This is a genomic window from Nonomuraea zeae (assembly GCF_005889725.1).
GTDB classification, from domain to species: Bacteria; Actinomycetota; Actinomycetes; order Streptosporangiales; family Streptosporangiaceae; genus Nonomuraea; species Nonomuraea zeae.
Window position 1 is genome coordinate 1 of record NZ_VCKX01000260.1, and the last position, 17358, is coordinate 17358.

Here is a 17358-nt window from a genome sequence, read left to right on the forward strand (position 1 = left end):
CCCCGACGGTGACCCCCACCGTGACCCCCACGGTCACGCCGACCGTGACCCCCACCGTCACGCCGACCGTTACCCCCACCGTGACCCCGACCGTGGGGCCGGCGGGCTGCACCGCCGCCTACAAGGTGGCCAGCCAGTGGACGGGCGGCTTCCAGGGTGAGGTCACCGTGAAGAACACGGGCTCCTCCTCGATCGGCGGCTGGAAGGTCGGCTGGACGTTCCCGAACGGCCAGACGATCTCGCAGGTCTGGAACGGCACCCTGGCCGGCACCGGCAGCACCGTCACGGTCACGAACCTCAACTGGAACGGCGCCGTGGCCGCCGGCGCGACCGTCACGTTCGGCTTCCTCGGCAGCTTCAGCGGCCAGAACGGCACGCCGTCCACGGTCACCTGCACCGCCTCCTGAGACACCGGGACCCCTGCGGGCCAGGACCGGCCCGCAGGGGTCCTTCGTGAAGAACGTGAAATAACGCAGGCTTCGTCACTGTTGCACAGAGCCAGGTCACACCGCTCTTCGAAAGGCGCGTACCCATGGCTCTGCCGCTGTCCATCCTTGATCTGGCGCACATCGGCGAGGGCGAGACGGCGAGCGACAGCTTCACCGCCAGCGTGGCCCTGGCCCAGCGGGCCGAGGAGCTCGGATACCGGCGGATCTGGTACGCCGAGCACCACAACATGGCGAGCATCGCCTCCTCCGCGACCAGCGTGCTGATCGCCCACATCGCCGCCCACACCCGGACGATCCGCCTCGGCGCGGGCGGCGTCATGCTGCCGAACCACGCCCCGCTCACGATCGCCGAGCAGTTCGGCACCCTGGAGACGCTGCATCCCGGGCGTATCGACCTCGGTCTCGGCCGGGCGCCGGGCAGCGACCAGCAGACCATGCGGGCGCTGCGCCGCTCGCCGGCATCGGCGGACTCGTTCCCGCAGGACGTGCTGGAGTTGCAGGGCTACCTGGCCGGCGAGTCCCGCATCCCGGGCGTTGACGCCACGCCGGGCAAGGGGACGAACGTCCCGCTGTACATCCTCGGCTCCTCCCTGTTCGGGGCGCAGCTCGCCGCCGCGCTCGGGCTGCCGTACGCGTTCGCCTCGCACTTCGCGCCCACCGCGCTGGAGGAGGCCGTTGCGCTCTACCGGCGCGACTTCAAGCCGTCCGCGCAGCTCGACCAGCCGTACGTGTTCGCCGCGCTCAACGTGATCGCCGCGGACACGACGGAGGAGGCGCAGGAGCTGTTCCGGGACGCGATGCGCTACCGGGTGAGCAGGTTCCTCGGGCGCGGGCGCTCGTTCACGCCGGAGGAGGCCGACATGATCCTTGAGTCGCCGGCCGGCCAGCAGATCGCGCAGATGGCGAAATACTCCGCCGTCGGCGATCCGGCCGAGGTACGGGACTACGTCGCCAAGTTCGGCGAGCACGCCCAGGCCGACGAGCTGATCGTGGTGTTCTCCGCGAGCGAGCGGAAGGCGTGGCTGCGCTCGGCCGAGCTGCTGGCGCAGGCGTACGGGCTGCCGGGCTGATTTGTGCCCTTCGGGGAGATCCGCTGCGGCGGGCGCTCTCGTACGATGAGGGGGTGCACGGCCTCATTCGCTCCGTGTGGGACGAGCCCCGTCCGCCCAGCCCTCCGTCGCGGGTGTGGCGGGACTGGGCGCTCGTAGGAGTGCTCGTGCCGGTCGCGGTGCTCGAAGTCGCGCTGCGCCAGGACCTCCCCTCGCGGGCGATCGCGGCCATCGTCACGATCGGGCTGATCCCCACGATGCTGTGGCGCAGGGTCCGGCCGCTGCGCATGATCGCCGTCGCGTTCGTGACCACCGCTCTGTCCCCGCTGTTGACGGGCGGCGTCCGGGTGGAGACGTACACGATGGCCTGCCTGCTGATTCTGGTCTACGCGCTGTTCCGGTGGGGGTCGGGACGCGAGGCCGTGATCGGGCTGTCGATCATGCTGGTCTCGGTGTCCGTCTCGCTGGCGTTCTACGACCTCGTCCTCGCCGACGCGATCGGCGCGTTCAGCGTGATGTTCGCGGCCATCGCGCTGGGCGGGGCGCTGCGCTACCGGGCCAGGGCGCGCATGCGCGAGCTCGACCAGGTCAAGCTGCTCGAACGCGAGCAGCTCGCCCGTGACCTGCACGACACGGTCGCCCACCACGTCTCGGCGATGGCGATCCGCGCCCAGGCGGGCCTGGCGACCTCCGGCTCGCATCCCGACGCCGCGACCGACGCGCTGCGCGTGATCGAGGCCGAGGCGTCGCGCACGCTCGCCGAGATGCGCGCCATGGTCCGCGTCCTGCGCCGCGACGAGCCCGCGGAGCTGGAGCCCGGCAAGCACGTCAGCGATCTCGAACAGCTCGCGGGCCGGGTCCGGGTGGGGCCGTCCGTGCACGTGGAGCTCTCCGGCGATCTGGACGGCCTGCCCCCGTCGGTGGGGGCCGCGATCTACCGCATCGCGCAGGAGTCGGTCACGAACGCCCGGCGGCACGCGCGCCACGCCAGCCGGATCGAGGTCCACGTCGCCGCCGACGACAGCTCGGTGCGGCTGCGCGTGAGCGACGACGGCGACAGCATCTCCGTACGCCCGGCCCCGGCGCCCGGCTACGGCCTCATGGGCATGATCGAACGCGCCGGCCTGCTCGGCGGCACCTGCGAAGCGGGCCCGAACCCCGGCCGCGGCTGGACCGTGACGGCCGTGCTGCCCAGGGCGGGGGCGGTGACGTGAGCATCCGGGTGATCGTCGCCGACGACCAGGAGATCGCCCGCACCGGGCTCAGGATGATCCTCGACGCCCAGCCGGACATCGAGGTCGTCGGCGAGGCCGGCGACGGCGCGCGTGCCGTGGAGCTCGCGCGGCGCCTGCGGCCCGACGTGTGCCTGCTCGACATCCGCATGCCGCGGCTCGACGGCATCGAGGCCACCCGCTCGCTGGCCGGGCCGGCGGTCGCCGACCCCATCGCCGTGGTGGTCATCACCACGTTCGACCTCGACGAGTACGTCTACGAGGCCCTGCGGGCGGGCGCCAGAGGGTTCCTGCTCAAGGACGCCGGCCCGGACCTGCTCGGCCAGGCCGTCCGCGCGGCCGCCAACGGCGACGCGCTCATCGCGCCGAGCGTCACCGCCCGGCTGCTCGCGACCTTCGCCGGGGCCGGCGCCACGCCCCGGCCCGTGCAGCCCATCGAGGCGCTCACCGAACGGGAGGAGCAGATCCTCGCCACCGTGGCCCGCGGCCGCACCAACAGCGAGATCGCCCGCGAGCTGCACATCTCGCTGAGCACCGTCAAGAGCCACGTCGCGAACCTGATGACCAAGCTCGGCGTCCGCAACCGCGTCGAGATCGCCATCTGGGCCTACGAGACCAAGCGCGTCAAGAGCTGACCCGCCGGCGGATGATCCATTCGGCCACCAGGACGTTGATCATCCAGCCCGCGCCCATGAACAGCGCCCTGTGCAGCTCCGCGGACGCCATGGGCACCAGCGCGCCGAGCGTGAGGGTGAGCGCCTGCGTGCCCGCGCCGAGGCCGATCGCGTAGCCGCGCATCATCCAGGCGCGGTGCCGCGCGATGTCCCGCCGCCTGATCGCGGCGAGGCCGAGCACGATGGACACCGCCATGGCCGAGCCGAACACCAGCCGGACGCCGAAGAGCAGCGGGCCGTCGCCCGGCGGAAGGGCGTAGAACAGGTTCATCCACAGGCCGGAGAGCGCCGCCACGAGCCCGCACGGGATCAGGACCCGCCCGGCGGCGCGGTGCCAGCCGGGCCTGCGCCGCCGCAACCCTGGCGCGAACTGGAAGGCGCCCAGCAGGCTGTAGGTGGTCGCGGCGAAGATGTGCAGCACGACGGGCAGAGGTGAGGCGAAGAAGCGCACGTTCTCCGGCGTGACCTCCCCGCCCGTGAGGTCGGTCAGCCGGACGGCGCCGCCGATCACCGGGACGACGCTGAGCACGATCAGCGCGCTGGGCACGAGCCAGCCCGCCCTGGAGGAGGAGGTCACGGTCATGCCCCCAAGGGTGACCGCCGCGGGGCGCCGGCTCATCGATAGAACGGCCCGAACCGACCCGGCCGATGAGCTGAGCACGAAGTCGTACTTTCGGCCGTTAACGGGCGGACGGCGCTTGGTCACACTTCGGAGCAGACCCCCACGATCGATCAGGAGAATGTGATGAAGGCGTTCGTTCTACGCTCGTACGGCCCGCCCGACGCCCTCCGGCTCACGGAGATCGACCGGCCGTCCCCCCGCGACGACGAGGTGCTGGTCCGGGTGCGGGCCACCTCCGTCCAGCCCTACGACTGGCACCTCATGAGAGGCGAGCCGATCATCGCCCGCCTGATGGGGGGCGGTCCCGGGCTGGTCAAGCCGAAGATCGCCGTCCTCGGCGCCGACGTGGCGGGTGAGGTCGAGGCGGTCGGGAAGGACGTGACGGAGTTCGCACCCGGCGACGAGGTGTTCGCGATGCCCAAGGAGGGCGGCTTCTCCGAGTACGTGTGCGTCAAGGAGAGCGACCTGGCGCCGAAGCCGGCGAGCCTGTCGTTCGAGCAGGCGGCCGCCGTGCCGCTGGCGGCCGGCACGGCCCTGCTGGCCATCCGGGACCAGGGCCGGCTCCAGCCCGGGCAGCGGGTGCTGGTCAACGGCGCCTCCGGCGGGGTGGGCACGTTCGCCGTGCAGCTCGCCAAGGCGTTCGGCGCGCACGTCACGGGCGTCTGCAGCACGCGCAACACGGACCTGGTGCGCTCGCTCGGCGCGGACGAGGTCGTCGACTACACCAAGGAGGACTTCGCGCTGAGCGGAGAGCGGTACGACCTCATGGTGGACATCGCGGGCAGCCACTCCGGCTCGGCCTGCCGCCGGGTGCTGACCAGGAAGGGGATCCTGGTGGTCGTGGGCGGGCGGGGCAGCCGATGGCTGCAGCCCGCCGGCCACGCCTTCTCGATCCTGGCGTCCGGGCCGTTCGTCTCCCAGCGGATGGCGCTGGCGGACGTGATCCGCTGCAAGGACACCAAGCGGAACCTGGTGACGCTGACCGAGTACATCGAGGACGGCCGGATGACCCCGGTGATCGACCGGAGCTACCCGTTCGCGGAGATCCCCGCCGCCGTCCGGTACTCGGAGGAGGGGCACGCGGCCGGGAAGATCGTCGTCACGGTGTGAGCCGGTCCGCGCGGTCGGTTCATGTACTGCTCAGAGCGTCAGTCCGCGACCAGGCGGCTTCTGCCGCCTTCGTGTTGCTCAGGGCGTCAATCTGCTACCAGGCGGCTTCTGCCGCCTTCGTGCTCACGCTGGCGGCGGACGACGTACGTGCCCGGTGCGCAGCCCGTGCCTCCGTGCTCAGGGTGCAGCAGGTAGACCACCTCGGACGCCTCGAACATGCCGATGGCCAGCTGGCTGAAGTCCTGCACCTCCCTCGTCCACCGGCAGGCACCCGGCTCGGCGACGAGCGTGTGCGGGTTGCCGCCGGCCTCGCCGCGCAGCAGCTCGACGCCCTCGGGAGGCACGTCCAGCCAGCGGGCGCTGGGCCACGGCCGGACCGACCGGCCGACGACGGCGAGCGGGATGACGATCAGGTCGCCCTGGGCCTGGAGCCCGTCGACGACGGGGATGCGCACCGACTGCTCAAGGTGGTCGAGCACGGCGAGGCCGGTCTGCCGGGAAAGTGCGGCGAGAGTCACAGTCATGGGGATCACCTCAGGTTCTGCGAAGGAGTAGGGAGTACTGCGCGGCGGACAGCCCGTAGGTCCAGCCGGCGGCTTCGATCGGGTCGTTCAGGAAGCCCGGGACGGTCAGCCCGTAGCGCCGGCGGTGGCCGTCGCGTTCGAGGGAGCCGTTGACCGCGAGCAGCACTCGCGTCCCCTGGCGTACGTCGTAGAGCCGCAGCTCGGAGCCCGGATTGCCGGGGTCGGGGGCGGTGGCCACGAGCCTCAGCCCGGCTTGCTCGATGTAGGCGGACCAGCCGATGCGCTCGATCGCGCAGCGCCTGACCTCCACGTTGGCCTCGTTCGCGATCCGCTGGACGCTCGGATTGGTGATCACCCAGGAGGGCACCCGCGTCCCGTGCCAGGAGTGCAGGTCCCACCCGTCGGCGTAGCGCACCGCCGGGCCGTCCGCGCAGTGCAGCCGCACCTCGCCGTCGTCGCCCGCGATCTCGGTACGCAGGACGACGGGCCGCTCCGACACCACGCAGACCCCGTCCGCCGGCCACCACCAGCCGGACGACCTGGCCACGGTCGTCCACAGGTCGAGCTGCCGTTCCTGTCCCGGGGTGAAGACCACGCCGGCGACCCGGCGCAGGGCGTCGTAGTGGGCGACCCAGGAGACGCACTGAGCTCCGTACCAGCTGTCGCGGTGCCGGAGCCGGGCGTCGTGCGCCGCGCTGAGCGGCGGGAAGAGCGAGCTGGTGACGGAACGGGACAGCGAGGCCCGGACCTTCTGGCGGATCACCTGGTCGGCCGGCTGCTGGATCCACCGGACCCGCTGGTCGAGCTCCCGGCACAGCTCTCGCATGAGAGACAGGAGCCGGGCGGGCACCGGCAGCTCGGCAGACTGTCCGGCGGACGGGACGCGTGCCCCCGGCGGGGCGGTCAGCAGGGCCGCGACCGGCGACGACACCCAGTGGAAACGTGGTGGGGAGAGCCCGATCAGGCGGTAGAGCCCGGAAATGGCGGCCTCGGTGGCCGGACGGTCGGCGGGCCGCGTGGACAACGCCGAGCCCAGCCATTCTTCGCGGATTGTGGCAGCTTCCCGCTGCACGAAAACGCTCACCGGATGAGGGTGGCGTCGTCCTTTCTCACGATCATGTCCCAGATGGTGACATGTCGGGCGGGCCCGTGTCCACCGCGAACCGGTGGACCACCCGGACCTGGCACCCCCGTCTCGGTTCAGCGGCCTGAGGCTTGTTGCCCCAGCAGCCCTGAGCCTGCTGTGTCAGCAGCCCCCCTGCCTCAGCAGCCCTGACCCCCGTTTCCCCGTGTGTGGGGCGATCATCACCGCTCTCCCGTTCACTCGGAGGTCCGCTGCCGGGGTGGCTGCCCGAGCGTGTAGGGCCCGGTGACGTCGGAGGCGGGCGCGGGCGCGAGCCCGGCTGCGAGCAGCTGGTTGCGGAGCGCGTTCACCGTGCGCTCCAGGGCGCGGATCTGTGCCTGGAGCTGGCGGATCTGATCGCGCATCGCAGTGGCGCCGCTCTGCTCGGTGGCCAGGTCGGAGCTGAACTGGTTGGCCTGGCTCTGCACCCGGGCGACCTGCTTCTCCATCTGGGTCAGCGCGTCCTCGTAGATCGTCTTGGCGCGGACGTAGGCGTCGGCGTCGACCTTGGTGCGTTCGAGCTCGGCCTGGCGTTCGGCCTGCAGCAGCGCGGTCTGCTGGGTCTTCTTGTTGGCGTCGGTGGCCGAGCGGAAGGCGAGATAGGCCACGCCGATCGGGACGATCCCGACCGCCAGCTGGAGGAGGATCTCACTCAGCCCTGACATCGTTTCCTCCCATCGCGCGGATCACGCCGGTGTAGGTGACACCCTCGTCGGTGTGCCAGGCGTTGACGGTCAGCGCGATGGCGAACTCCGAGCCGTCGCGATGCAGTCCGACCAGCGGCATGAGCCGCCCGGACAGCTCGGAGTGGCCGGTCGTCCGTACGCGGTCCAGTGCCGCGGAATGCTGGTCGCGGAAGCGGTCCGGCATCAGGCTCGTCAGCGGCCGGCCGACCACCTCGTTGGTGCTCCATCCGAACAGCGACGCGGCCTGGGGGTTCCACGACTGGATGAGGCCCGCGCCGTCGGCCACGATGACGGCGGCCGACCCTCCGGGCAGGCGGTGCACCACGACCGCCTCCGGCCAGGTGGCGATCAGCGCGATCCAGCCGCCGAACGCCAGCCACACCGCCCCGCCGACCCAGCCGCGCGGGTTCGCGCCGGTGAAGGTCGAGACGAGGTAGAGCAGGCCGTACAGCAGGAGGAGGGCCGTGGCCGCGGCGAAGGCGATGCGGTCGGAGCGCATGAACGCCTGGAACAGGCACAGCAGTCCCGTGGCGCACCAGACCATCGCCCAGGCGGTCAGCGGCGCGACGGAGGCGAGCACGGCGTAGCCGGGAGCGGCGCGCTGTTCGGGTGTGGCGAGGACGAGCGAGGCGGAGATCGCCAGACTCAGCAGACCTACGAAGGCGAGGGAGGCGCCGCGGCGCCCGACGCGGTGCAGGATGCGTGTGATGGTGCGACTGATGGCACGGCGATTTGGGGGCGCGCCGACAACGTATCCATTACTCACGGTGGTTAGATTAATGCATTTAGTTATGATCGATTGGGGTTATGCCGGTCGGCTCGGCCTTCTTTGCCTTCTCCGCGGCATGTTGTGGCCTCCACACCCCCCAAAGGGCCCGCAGAGCGGTCATCCGCCGATCGCGCGCCCTTCACGTCATCAGGAGCGCGCGACACAATGGGCTCATGCCGAGCTTCAAACGGCTCACCATCGAGGAAGCCCGCACCCTCACCCGCGAGGAGCTCCTCCCTCGTATCGAGGCGGAGCAGCAATATTGGTATCACCGGATTCACCGCTGCAGGATGCAACCCGGTGATGAAGTCGCCTTCAAGACCTTCAACCAGATCCTGCACGTCGCCGCGGATCCGCTCCGCCTGCTCTGGGACACCGATCCCTTCCTCGAAGGCACGCCGAGGGACCAGGACTACTGGAAGAAGCCGCTCGGCGAACTGGGCGACCTCTGAGACCTTCTATGACCTGGACGGCCGCGCTGGCCGGCTCATGACCGCGTGGGCGGCTTGATGCGTACGCGCTCTTCCTGAGGGCGGCTGTCGATGTCGTCGAGCTGCTCGTGGATCGTCTTCCGCAGGTCGTCGTAGTCCTGGAAGAAGTAGTCGTTGAACAGCGTGTAGCCGGTCCACATCAGGTTGGCGCACACCCGCGCGGGCACCTCGCCGGTCGCCGCGCCCAGGCCGACCAGCGCCACCGACTCGATACTGCCCGGCTCCTTCTCGTTTTGCGCGTGGATCGCCTGGAACGCGGCGGCGCAGGCCAGAGCCACGTTGAGGGTCTCGCTCACGTTCTGGGCCGACTGGACCATCGTCGGCGTCGAGATCAGGAACTTCGGGTTGGTCGCCCCCGAGGGCACGCACACGGCACTGCCCACCGGCATCGACCCGTCGAACCGGTCGCGGATCGCCCGCTGGACGCGCAGCTGGATCCCAGCCCCAAGGTGCCGCTTGATGGCCGCGTCGACGCCGCCGTCCATCCGCCCCCGGGAGTTGGTCGGGCTGACCCAGGCGTCGACGTGCTGGGTGAGGATCGACCCCTTGTGGATCTCGACCTCGGGGGTGTCGGCGAAGGCGGGCAGCCAGGCCTCGACCACCTTGGCGTTGACGTCCACCAGCACCACCTTGAGCTGCGGCGGGACGTGCTTGACGGTCATGTGTCACTCCGGGCGCGAGGGGACGGGCGAGTTCCAGCGCGACGAACCTATCGCGCCGCACCGACAATCTGGATCTTGGCTGCGCGGGCTCCAGGTCGCGTCCGGGATCCTGGCGGACGGTGGCCTGGGCTCAGGTCGCGTCCGGGATCTTGACACGGCACAATTCCCCCATTTCCCACCCTCGTGTCGTACCGGCACGCCTGGCCGATCCCGGAGCCCTGCGATGAGCGACGTCAACGCCCCTACTCCGCCCGACCCGAACGACCCGCTGGCCCTGGCCGAGCTCTTCAAGGGCGGAGGGGAGCCGTGGCTGCCGCTACTCAAGCCCGTCATCGAGGCGCAGCCGAATGCGGCCACGTTCATCGGCCTGAACCGCAGCCCGCAGGCCGTGCCGGTCAGGGAGCTGACCTTCCAGGCGCTCAAACCCAACCCGCCGCACAAGTGGAAGGTCGTCGTCTTCGGGCAGAACCCGTACCCGCGGGCCGAGAGCGCCACGGGCATCGCCATGTTCGACAACACCTTCCATGACTGGGCCGACAGCCAGTTCGGCAAGGTCATCACCATCCGCTGCATCATCAAGGCGGCGGCGATGTGGAAGCACGGGATCCCGAAGAAGACGCCGATCGCCGACATCCGCGCGCTGCTGAAGCAGCACGACACCGTGCAGCCGCCCGAGTGGTTCCAGGCGATGCTCACTCAGGGCGTACTGCTGCTGAACGCGGCACTCACCGCCAGCAGCGACGGCGCGATGGCCACCGACCGGCACACCGCGTTCTGGCGGCCGGTCGTCGAGCGGCTCGTCGAGGAGATCCTGAAGGCCAAGCAGAACGCCGGCGAGCAGGACCGCGGGGTGGTGTTCGCCTGGTGGGGCGTGCACGCCCGCAGCCTGAAGGAGGTCGTGCTCCGGCTCCAGCGGAAGTACCCAGACGTGCGGGTGGAGCACATCGACCACCCGAATCCCGCGGCGCAGGGCGACATCTTCTGCGACGGGAACCACTTCGCCGACGTGAACGCGGCGCTCAGGGAGCTCGGCTCCGGCGAGATCGACTGGCTGCCCAGCAAAGGGTGGAACGCGCAGACCGGCGGGGCGGACGCGGACACGGCCGACCGCATGGGGGAGTTCATCGCCTCCACGATGGAGCTGCACAAGCTCTATCTCGAACGGCTCGCCAGCGTCAAGGACGAGGGCCTGGAGCTCCCGGCGATCACGGGCGTGTTCGGCACCCCGCTCATGGATTTCCGCGAGGCCGTCGCTCCCGTGGCCAAGCTGCTGTCGGGTCTGGACTGGCACATGGAGCAGTCGTACGAGTTCGGTACGCAGCGAGCCGCCGACGCGCTCTCCGCCGACGAGATCGCCGCCCTGCACCTCTACACCTGCGAATCGGCGTTCTACCGGCAGATCAACGCCACGCTGCGCAATCCCGACCGCTCAAGGATCGTCCCGTATCTCCCCTATCTGCGGCTCCTGTTCTCCGCCGTGTCCCGCCTGCCGGCCCGCAAGGAGCCGCTGTGGCGCGGGGTCTCGCTTGATCTGCGGGCCCAGTACCCGCTCGGCCGCACTGTGACGTGGTGGGGCGTGTCGTCGTGCACGTCGGAGCTGGACGTGGCCCAGGGGTTCCTCGGCCGCCGGGGCAGGCGGACGCTCTTCGAGGTGCTCCCTGTGCGGGCCGTGGGGATCCGCAGGTTCTCGGCGTTCACCGGTGAGGAGGAGTTCATCCTCACCCCCGGCACGCAGCTCAAGGTGACCGGGGTGAAGGCGGAGCGGGGCGGGCTTTGCACCGTGACGCTGACGGAGCTGGAGGAGCAGAACTTGGTGGCGTGACGGTTTGCCTGCCAGCTGTCTTCGGCGGCCCGGCACTCCGGGCCGCCCCCTGAATTCACCTGATCGCACGAGCGGCGGTACGCAGGCCGTAGATCCGCGGGCCTTTCGGTCACCGGCTCTTCCTCCTCGCCGGAGCAGCCGCCTCGTACCGCGCCACTCGTGGACCTGATGACTCGCCCCGCGGAGGGCGGCCCGCACTGGTCCACCACGATCCTCAGCCGACAGCGGACGGATACCGGGCTTCGGTGAGGTCGCCGGCCAGGTCGTCCAGGGAAAGGTCAGCGTTCAGCGCGGTGACCACCGCCGGCGTCAGCGGGCGGAGGGCATAGACGTGCCGGACCGCCTGGAGATCCACGGGCACCTCGTAGTAATCCTCCGCGAACCGCCGGAACGCCTCCGGAGACGGTTCGACGAGCCGGGCGAACAGGTACGCCGCCCCATCGGGATCGCTCACGCCGTCCGGATAGTCGATCTCACCCACCCGCCAGCGGTCATCGCCAGTCTCACGCCACAGGCAGGCGGTCACGACCGGCATGCCGTCCTCGTCGCAGAACGCCGGCTCCCGCACACACCGGCGGAACACCTCAGGGACGGAGTCGAGCACCCCAGGCCACGGCCCGTCGTTGCCGTACGGGCTCATCACCGCCTCATGAGCAAAACCACGGATGTACGCACCCGCCGCGGAGAAGACGACCGAGTATTCGTCTCCCGAACCGTTGCGCATCGAGGCCATCTCCTCCCCGGGGGCCCCAGCCCGCGTCGAAGGAGTGATAGCGACTGGACCACTCGGGGCTCAGGACGGCCTCCAACACCGCCATGGAGCGGCACAGATCGCGAAGCTTCGGGATGTCGGGCAGCAGGCGGGCCACATCGTGAGCGGTCATGCCCCTCATCCAACCGGACGCCGGCGACACCGCCGGATCCGCTGACTCAAGGCGCACCGACCACGCTACGGTCATCCGCAAGACGGCCCGACGATCATCTAACTGGAGCGCCACCTATCTCCCGAGATGGAGCGGACATGAAGACGTTGTCGGGCCTGGCGGTCAACCCTTCGCTGCCGGCGAGCCTCATGCTCCGCATGCTTCACTCTGACCTGGCCGCCGACGTCCTGCCCTGTCTGGCGAGCCGATCCGCCTGAGCGAGTGGTGGAGGCATTCATCGGCCACTCCGATCCGAAGGTCCGGGAATGCTTTGCGGAAAGCCCGCATATCCCGGCCGAAATTCGATCCCGGCTTGCAGAGGATCCCGATTTCCAAGTGCGCTGGGCACTGGCTGCGGGTCCGCAATGGGAGCGCTTTCAGCCTCGGAGCACGTCATTGACCGAAGACGCCTACGATCTCCTGGCGTACGATGCACGCAGCGAAATTCGCTGCGAACTCGCCCAGAACTGGCAGACTCCCGCCCCGCTGCTGATCGTGCTGGCGATGGATCCGGCAGCTGAAGTACGAAGAACGGTGTGTTCCAGCTGGCAACGACTCCCTCCACGTCTCAGAGAAGCTCTCCTGGACGATGCGGATCAGCGGGTACGGCGGGCAGCCCAGTTGAAGGGCTACCGGGACCGTCCGGAATTGCTCGGCGAGATCCTCGCAACCGGCGACGTCACGCAGATCGCGGGAGAGGCGCAGCTACCCCGCGCGCTGGCTGAAGGCTACGCGCGCAGTGGCGACGCCGCGCGCCGCCACACGGTTGCCGAGAATCCGTACCTGGGTCGCGACCTGGTGGAGGAGCTGGCCACCGACCCTGATCCCGGCGTCCGTCTGAGGGTCTCGCTCCGTCCGGAACTCACCGAAGCCCAGCGCGCGGCCATCGACTACGATCCCGACCTCTATCAGGTACGGGTCCCGCTGCCGTGGATCCGCGAACGCTTTCCGACGCTTCCACCATGGCCCACTACGCGGTATCGGCTCACGCGACGCTGCGACGCAGCGTCGCGTGTAACCCGAGCCTTGCGCTGGATGTGGTGGGGCGGCTCGCCCGCGATGACGATCACGTAGTTCGACTCCTGCTGGCCGAGCATCACCAGGAGGCACCGGCCGATCTGCTCCTGCGCGTGGTCCTGGACGGCGCCGGCTACTCGGAAGGCGAGCTGACCGGCAGACCGCACTTCCCGCGGGCCGGCCTGGTCCGCTTCGCCGGCTCGCCGCATCCGGCTGAGCGAACTCTGGCCGTACTGGATCTTCGGACGCCCGCGGACGTCATCGACCGGTTGAGCCATGACGAAGCATGGAGCGTCCGTGCCACCGCGGCGCGCGATCCGCGCCTGCCCGTCGCCCGGCTCCTCGCGCTCCTTGAGGACGCCGACGGACAGGTTACGTTCTCCGCAGCCGCCAACCCCGCGTTACCGGTGGAGGCCATGGCCCGGCTTGTTCAGAGTGCCGAAGTCATGCATGCGTGAGCGCGGGCAGCACGCCTCCGGGCGCTCGATGGCCTTCGTCTGGTCGGGGCCCACTCGCCGGAGCCGATACTCCACGACGAGGCGTTCGAGGATCTGCTCCTAGCGAGAACGGCGTCGGCATGACCAGCATCGCAAGCCAACAGCCGTTGGTCACCCTGCCGAGGAGAGGCCTGGTGGGCGAGACAGGTCGCTGCAGCTCAACGCGGGGCAACCAAGGATCTCGGTCAGTGCGGCCCGTTGCCTGCCCGTCAGGTCGTTGACGAACACAACCGCGGCGGCCCGGGTTTCCGAGCAAGCCTCCGCGATCTCGTTCACCTTTCCCGTGCTCATCAGCGTTCGCGCGGAGTAAGGCCGATCCATGTTCGCCGCCCCTCCTGGAGCCCGGCCCTTCTTGCGGCCCGAGATGCCTCGGCGTTGCACGAACCGCCGGACAACCCGCCCGCCTGCCTCAGTGACCTCTGCGGCAAGCCTGTCCATGAAATCCGCGTGATCCTTCCGCTTGGCGGAGAACAGCCCGGCGATCAGCACATTTGCGTCTCCCACCAATTCCGTCACGTGAGGCACCGGCTCAACGCCAGACCGCCGACGCTGACTTCTCTGCTGATGACGCCGGTGTCCCATGCATGTCAGCGTAAGGACGTCTGAGCAAGATCCAGAAATTGTCCTGACAAGCACAAAGGCCCGCTCCAGGGAATCCCTGGTGGCGGGCCTTTCTGGTGAGCGCGGCCGACAGGAGTCGAACCCGTAACCTTCTGATCCGTAGTCAGATGCTCTATCCATTGAGCTACGGCCGCTTGCTGCGTTACAAGCATAGCGGGTTCTCGGGAGTGCCTCGAACCGGATTAGGCAGTCATGGGCTCGACGGCTCGATCTTGCGTGGCCACAGGGTGTAGCTGATGGGCCACAGGGCGGCGATCAGGGGGACCTTGAGCAGGCCGTACATGAAGTCGATCAGGGCCTGGGTGCGGGGCGGGTCGTTGACCAGCCAGACCAGGGCGAGCAGGAAGGCGCAGGTCAGAGCGTACGCGAGGACTATGCGGAGCCAGAGCGCCCACTCGTAGCGGGCCCTGGGCATGCCCCCGGGTGGTGGCTTCCATGGGGGTGGGCCGGCGGCGAAGCGGTGGTGGAAGTGCGCGTCCGCCCAGCGCATGGTGCGGTGGCCGAAGACGATCGAGTAGGCGAGGTATGCGGCGGCCAGGCCGTGTCTGAGGTCTGCTGTGGCGCCGCCGCGCATGTCGGCGACCGCTGCGACCAGCAAGATCAAGTCGAGGAGGGGGAGGGAGAGCAGCAGGGCCGTGCTGAGCCGGCGGCGGTGCCAGAGATAGCGGCTGGCCAGGCCGAGGCCCAGGAGCACCCAGAAGCCGACCTCGCAGCCGATGAGAATGGCGACAATCACGCGTTCCAGTATTAGAGGGTGACGAGCCCGGCACATCGTCGGGTGGCATGAGCCTGTGGATACATCGAAGTGTGTATCCACAGGCGGACTGCCGAAGGAGGAAGGCGCAGCTGGCGAGTGGTGAGATGGGGACATGAACCGGGTGGCGTTGTGGGCCGCGGCGTCCTTCGCGATGGGCGTGTTGCTCATCATGGGTGGGGCCTATCTGCATCGCGGCGTGTCCGAATGGCTGCTCGGCATTCCGCTGGCCCTCACCTGCGCCGGCGTGCTGGTGCGGACGCGGGCGCCGCTGGCCTCCCTGGGGCTGGGGGTGGCCGGGATCGTGGTGGACGGGCTCGTGGGGCCGTCGCTGGGGACCGTGCTCATCTTCACCGACAATCTGTACGCCGCCGCGCTCTACGGGCCTGCCGGCTTCGCCCGCGTGCTGCTCGGCATCACCGCGGTGCTGGCGGTGGGGGCCGGGGCGGTGGCCGGGTTCCTCGCCGACGACTGGCGGGCGCTGGCCGTGATGGGGGTGCAGGCCGGGCTCGTGCTCGTCGTGCCCGTCACCACCGCCCTGGTGCTGCGGGAGCAGCGCGATCGGGCCGCTTCCGAGCGCGTACGCGCCGAGCAGGTGGCCCACCTCGCCGAGCTCGACCGGCAGGCGGCGATCTCCACCGAACGTACGCGGATGGCTCGCGAGCTGCACGACATGATCGCGAACCACTTCAGCGCCATCGCCATCCAGTCCACCGCCGCGCTCTCCAGAAAGGATCTCGACCAGACCACCGTGCGCAAGATCATGGAGTCCGTACGCGAGAACAGCGTGAAAGGGCTGGCCGAGATGCGATCCATGATCGGGCTGCTCCGCCAGGAAGGCGACGAGACGGAGGCCACCCGGCCGCGGCTGGCCGATGCCGAAACGCTGGTCGAGAGGGTGACGCGGGCGGGGCTCGACGCTGAGATCCGGATCGAGGGCGAGCCGCGCGAGGTGCCCGCCTCGGTCGATCTGGCGGGCTATCGGATTCTGCAGGAGGCGTTGACCAACGCGCTCAAGCACGGCGACTCACCCGTTTCCGTGGCCGTCTTGTACGAAGCCGACCGGGTCCTGGTGCGGGTCGAGAACGCGGTCGGCGACCGGGAGGCGCGATTGCCGGGAGCCGGGGCCGGGCTCGTCGGAATGAGGGAGCGAACGTCGCTGGTCGGCGGGTCCTTCGAGGCCGGGCCTTCGGGGGACGGGGGATGGCGGGTGCTGGCCGACCTGCCCACCTCGCCTGATGCGGCGGTGCGGTCGGCGGCCGGTGGCAGGGTTCGCGCCGGCGGCGCTCCGGAGGGCCGGGCGGCGGGCGAGGAGAGGTCTGTGGGGGAACGAAGGCGTGGACAGGCGTGAACGTGCTGGAGGAGCGGTGACTGTCAGGGTTCTGGTGGCTGACGATCATGCGGCGGTGCGCGCCGGGATCGTGTTGATCCTCGATGGGGCGGACGACCTCGAGGTGGTCGGCGAGGCGGCCGATGGTGCGCAGGCCGTGGCCATGGCGCTGGAGTTGCGGCCTGATGTGGTGTTGATGGATGTGCGGATGCCCCGGCTCGATGGGATTTCGGCCACCAAGGAGCTGGCCGGGGTCTGCGATGTGCTGATCCTGACGACGTTCGATATCGACGAGTACGTGTTCGGCGCCCTGCGGGCCGGTGCGGCCGGATTCCTGTTGAAGAACACCGACGCCGAGTCGCTGGTCGAGGCCGTGCGGCTGGTGGCCAGAGGGGATGGGCTGATCTCGCCCGGGGTCACGCGGAGGTTGATCGCGGCCTTCGCCGAGCAGGCGCCGCGCAAGGAGCCGGCGGGCGATCCGGAGAGCCTGACTCCTCGGGAGCGGGAGGTGCTGGCGTGCATCGGGCGCGGGCTGTCCAACGCCGAGATCGCCAGGGAGCTGGACATGGCGGAGGCCACGACCAAGACCCATGTGAGCCGGGTGCTGAACAAATTGGGGTTGAAAAGCCGGGTGCAGGCGGCGATCTATTACTCGGAGGGGGCGTGATCTATCACTTGGAGGGGCGTAAGGGGACGTAGAGGAGCTCAGGGCCGTAGGGTGAGCGCCGTGAGCGGGCTGTTGCCGGTCGGTGTTGTTGTCTCGAGCGCGAACCTGAGGGCGATTCCGGGAGGGCGTGCTGGAGGGTTTTGATCGGATGTCAACTGCCGGCTCCTAGTCTGATCACGACTAGGGGGTTAAGCCAAGACATGAGCACATCGCCACCATCGCCACCACAGCCGGAGCGGCCTGAACAGCCTGAGCAGCCTGAGCAGCCTGAGGAGGGTGGACGGGGCAGGGGGCCGGAAGGTCCCGGAGGTCCCGGGAATTCCGGGGGTTCCGGGG

Annotated in this window: 20 protein-coding genes and 1 tRNA gene; 11 read left to right on the forward strand and 10 right to left on the reverse strand. The window is 69.6% G+C overall.

The genetic code is table 11. The features are described 5' to 3' along the window. The 4 genes from ETD85_RS48240 to ETD85_RS48255 all read left to right on the forward strand — a co-directional run. On the forward strand, positions 1–407 hold a 407-nt coding region (locus ETD85_RS48240), incomplete at its 5' end, for a cellulose binding domain-containing protein (protein ID WP_206059342.1). Between the two features lie 125 nt (positions 408–532). Beyond that, entirely contained in the window at positions 533–1519 is a 987-nt protein-coding gene (locus tag ETD85_RS48245) for an LLM class flavin-dependent oxidoreductase (protein WP_138696584.1), read from the forward strand. A 53-nt stretch (positions 1520–1572) separates the two neighbouring features. Continuing rightward, positions 1573–2712 (forward strand): sensor histidine kinase, encoded by a 1140-nt coding sequence (locus ETD85_RS48250; RefSeq protein WP_138696585.1) that lies wholly within the window; start codon positions 1573–1575, stop codon positions 2710–2712. Next, the gene (locus tag ETD85_RS48255; RefSeq protein ID WP_138696586.1) at positions 2709–3365 is read left to right on the forward strand and encodes a response regulator; all 657 of its coding nucleotides are present in this window, start codon (positions 2709–2711) and stop codon (positions 3363–3365) included. The genes ETD85_RS48250 and ETD85_RS48255 overlap by 4 nt, the downstream gene beginning before the upstream one ends. Here the strand turns inward: ETD85_RS48255 and ETD85_RS48260 are convergent. Continuing rightward, positions 3355–3987: a DUF2306 domain-containing protein gene (locus ETD85_RS48260; RefSeq protein ID WP_138696587.1), complete on the reverse strand. Its 633-nt coding sequence runs from the start codon at positions 3985–3987 to the stop codon at positions 3355–3357. The genes ETD85_RS48255 and ETD85_RS48260 overlap by 11 nt on opposite strands. Before the next feature lie 162 nt (positions 3988–4149). Here ETD85_RS48260 and ETD85_RS48265 point away from each other — a divergent pair, with 162 nt between their 5' ends. Beyond that, positions 4150–5136 (forward strand): NAD(P)-dependent alcohol dehydrogenase, encoded by a 987-nt coding sequence (locus ETD85_RS48265; protein ID WP_138696588.1) that lies wholly within the window; start codon positions 4150–4152, stop codon positions 5134–5136. An 86-nt stretch (positions 5137–5222) separates the two neighbouring features. On the opposite strand, the gene ETD85_RS48270 is transcribed toward ETD85_RS48265, so the two are convergent. The 4 genes from ETD85_RS48270 to ETD85_RS48285 form a co-directional block, all read right to left on the reverse strand. Further along, positions 5223–5660 carry a hypothetical protein gene (locus ETD85_RS48270; protein WP_138696589.1) on the reverse strand — a complete coding sequence of 146 codons (438 nt, stop codon included), beginning with the start codon at positions 5658–5660 and terminating at the stop codon, positions 5223–5225. 10 nt (positions 5661–5670) lie between these two features. Next, on the reverse strand, positions 5671–6744 hold the full coding sequence (locus ETD85_RS48275; protein WP_138696590.1) for a DUF6745 domain-containing protein: 1074 nt from the start codon (positions 6742–6744) through the stop codon (positions 5671–5673). A 236-nt stretch (positions 6745–6980) separates the two neighbouring features. Continuing rightward, on the reverse strand, positions 6981–7448 hold the full coding sequence (locus ETD85_RS48280) for a hypothetical protein (RefSeq protein WP_138696591.1): 468 nt from the start codon (positions 7446–7448) through the stop codon (positions 6981–6983). After that, positions 7432–8235, reverse strand: a complete 804-nt coding sequence (locus ETD85_RS48285) for a PAS domain S-box protein (protein ID WP_138696592.1) — start codon at positions 8233–8235, stop codon at positions 7432–7434. Before ETD85_RS48285 ends, ETD85_RS48280 begins: the two co-directional genes overlap by 17 nt. A 176-nt stretch (positions 8236–8411) precedes the next feature. Here ETD85_RS48285 and ETD85_RS48290 point away from each other — a divergent pair, with 176 nt between their 5' ends. Beyond that, positions 8412–8690 (forward strand): hypothetical protein, encoded by a 279-nt coding sequence (locus ETD85_RS48290; protein WP_138696593.1) that lies wholly within the window; start codon positions 8412–8414, stop codon positions 8688–8690. 35 nt (positions 8691–8725) lie between these two features. Here ETD85_RS48290 and ETD85_RS48295 read toward each other — a convergent pair whose 3' ends face one another. Then, a complete protein-coding gene (locus tag ETD85_RS48295) occupies positions 8726–9391 on the reverse strand; it encodes a macro domain-containing protein (protein WP_138696594.1) in 666 nt (221 codons plus the stop codon). A gap of 223 nt (positions 9392–9614) precedes the next feature. On the opposite strand from ETD85_RS48295, the gene ETD85_RS48300 reads away from it, so the two are divergent. Next, on the forward strand, positions 9615–11213 hold the full coding sequence (locus ETD85_RS48300) for an ADP-ribosyltransferase domain-containing protein (protein ID WP_138696595.1): 1599 nt from the start codon (positions 9615–9617) through the stop codon (positions 11211–11213). A gap of 214 nt (positions 11214–11427) precedes the next feature. On the opposite strand, the gene ETD85_RS48305 is transcribed toward ETD85_RS48300, so the two are convergent. Further along, positions 11428–11937: a hypothetical protein gene (locus ETD85_RS48305; RefSeq protein ID WP_240779919.1), complete on the reverse strand. Its 510-nt coding sequence runs from the start codon at positions 11935–11937 to the stop codon at positions 11428–11430. A gap of 424 nt (positions 11938–12361) precedes the next feature. On the opposite strand from ETD85_RS48305, the gene ETD85_RS48310 reads away from it, so the two are divergent. Both ETD85_RS48310 and ETD85_RS48315 read left to right on the forward strand, forming a co-directional pair. Beyond that, on the forward strand, positions 12362–13210 hold the full coding sequence (locus ETD85_RS48310; protein WP_138696596.1) for a hypothetical protein: 849 nt from the start codon (positions 12362–12364) through the stop codon (positions 13208–13210). After that, complete coding sequence (locus tag ETD85_RS48315; RefSeq protein WP_138696597.1) at positions 13177–13611, forward strand: hypothetical protein; 435 nt, start codon at positions 13177–13179, stop codon at positions 13609–13611. The genes ETD85_RS48310 and ETD85_RS48315 overlap by 34 nt, the downstream gene beginning before the upstream one ends. Positions 13612–13761: 150 nt before the next feature. Here ETD85_RS48315 and ETD85_RS48320 read toward each other — a convergent pair whose 3' ends face one another. The 3 genes from ETD85_RS48320 to ETD85_RS48330 form a co-directional block, all read right to left on the reverse strand. Next, positions 13762–14166, reverse strand: coding sequence for an HflX-like GTP-binding protein (locus tag ETD85_RS48320; RefSeq protein WP_170247242.1), 405 nt, complete (start codon positions 14164–14166; stop codon positions 13762–13764). 166 nt (positions 14167–14332) lie between these two features. Continuing rightward, positions 14333–14405: transfer RNA gene (locus ETD85_RS48325), tRNA-Arg, on the reverse strand. Between the two features lie 56 nt (positions 14406–14461). Then, the gene (locus ETD85_RS48330) at positions 14462–15007 is read right to left on the reverse strand and encodes a hypothetical protein (RefSeq protein ID WP_138696599.1); all 546 of its coding nucleotides are present in this window, start codon (positions 15005–15007) and stop codon (positions 14462–14464) included. Positions 15008–15140: 133 nt separating this feature from the next. Between ETD85_RS48330 and ETD85_RS48335 the strand changes: the two genes are divergently transcribed. Both ETD85_RS48335 and ETD85_RS48340 read left to right on the forward strand, forming a co-directional pair. Further along, positions 15141–16376, forward strand: coding sequence for a sensor histidine kinase (locus ETD85_RS48335; protein ID WP_240779920.1), 1236 nt, complete (start codon positions 15141–15143; stop codon positions 16374–16376). A gap of 16 nt (positions 16377–16392) precedes the next feature. Further along, positions 16393–17022, forward strand: coding sequence for a response regulator (locus tag ETD85_RS48340; protein ID WP_240779921.1), 630 nt, complete (start codon positions 16393–16395; stop codon positions 17020–17022). Positions 17023–17358: the final 336 nt, after the last annotated feature.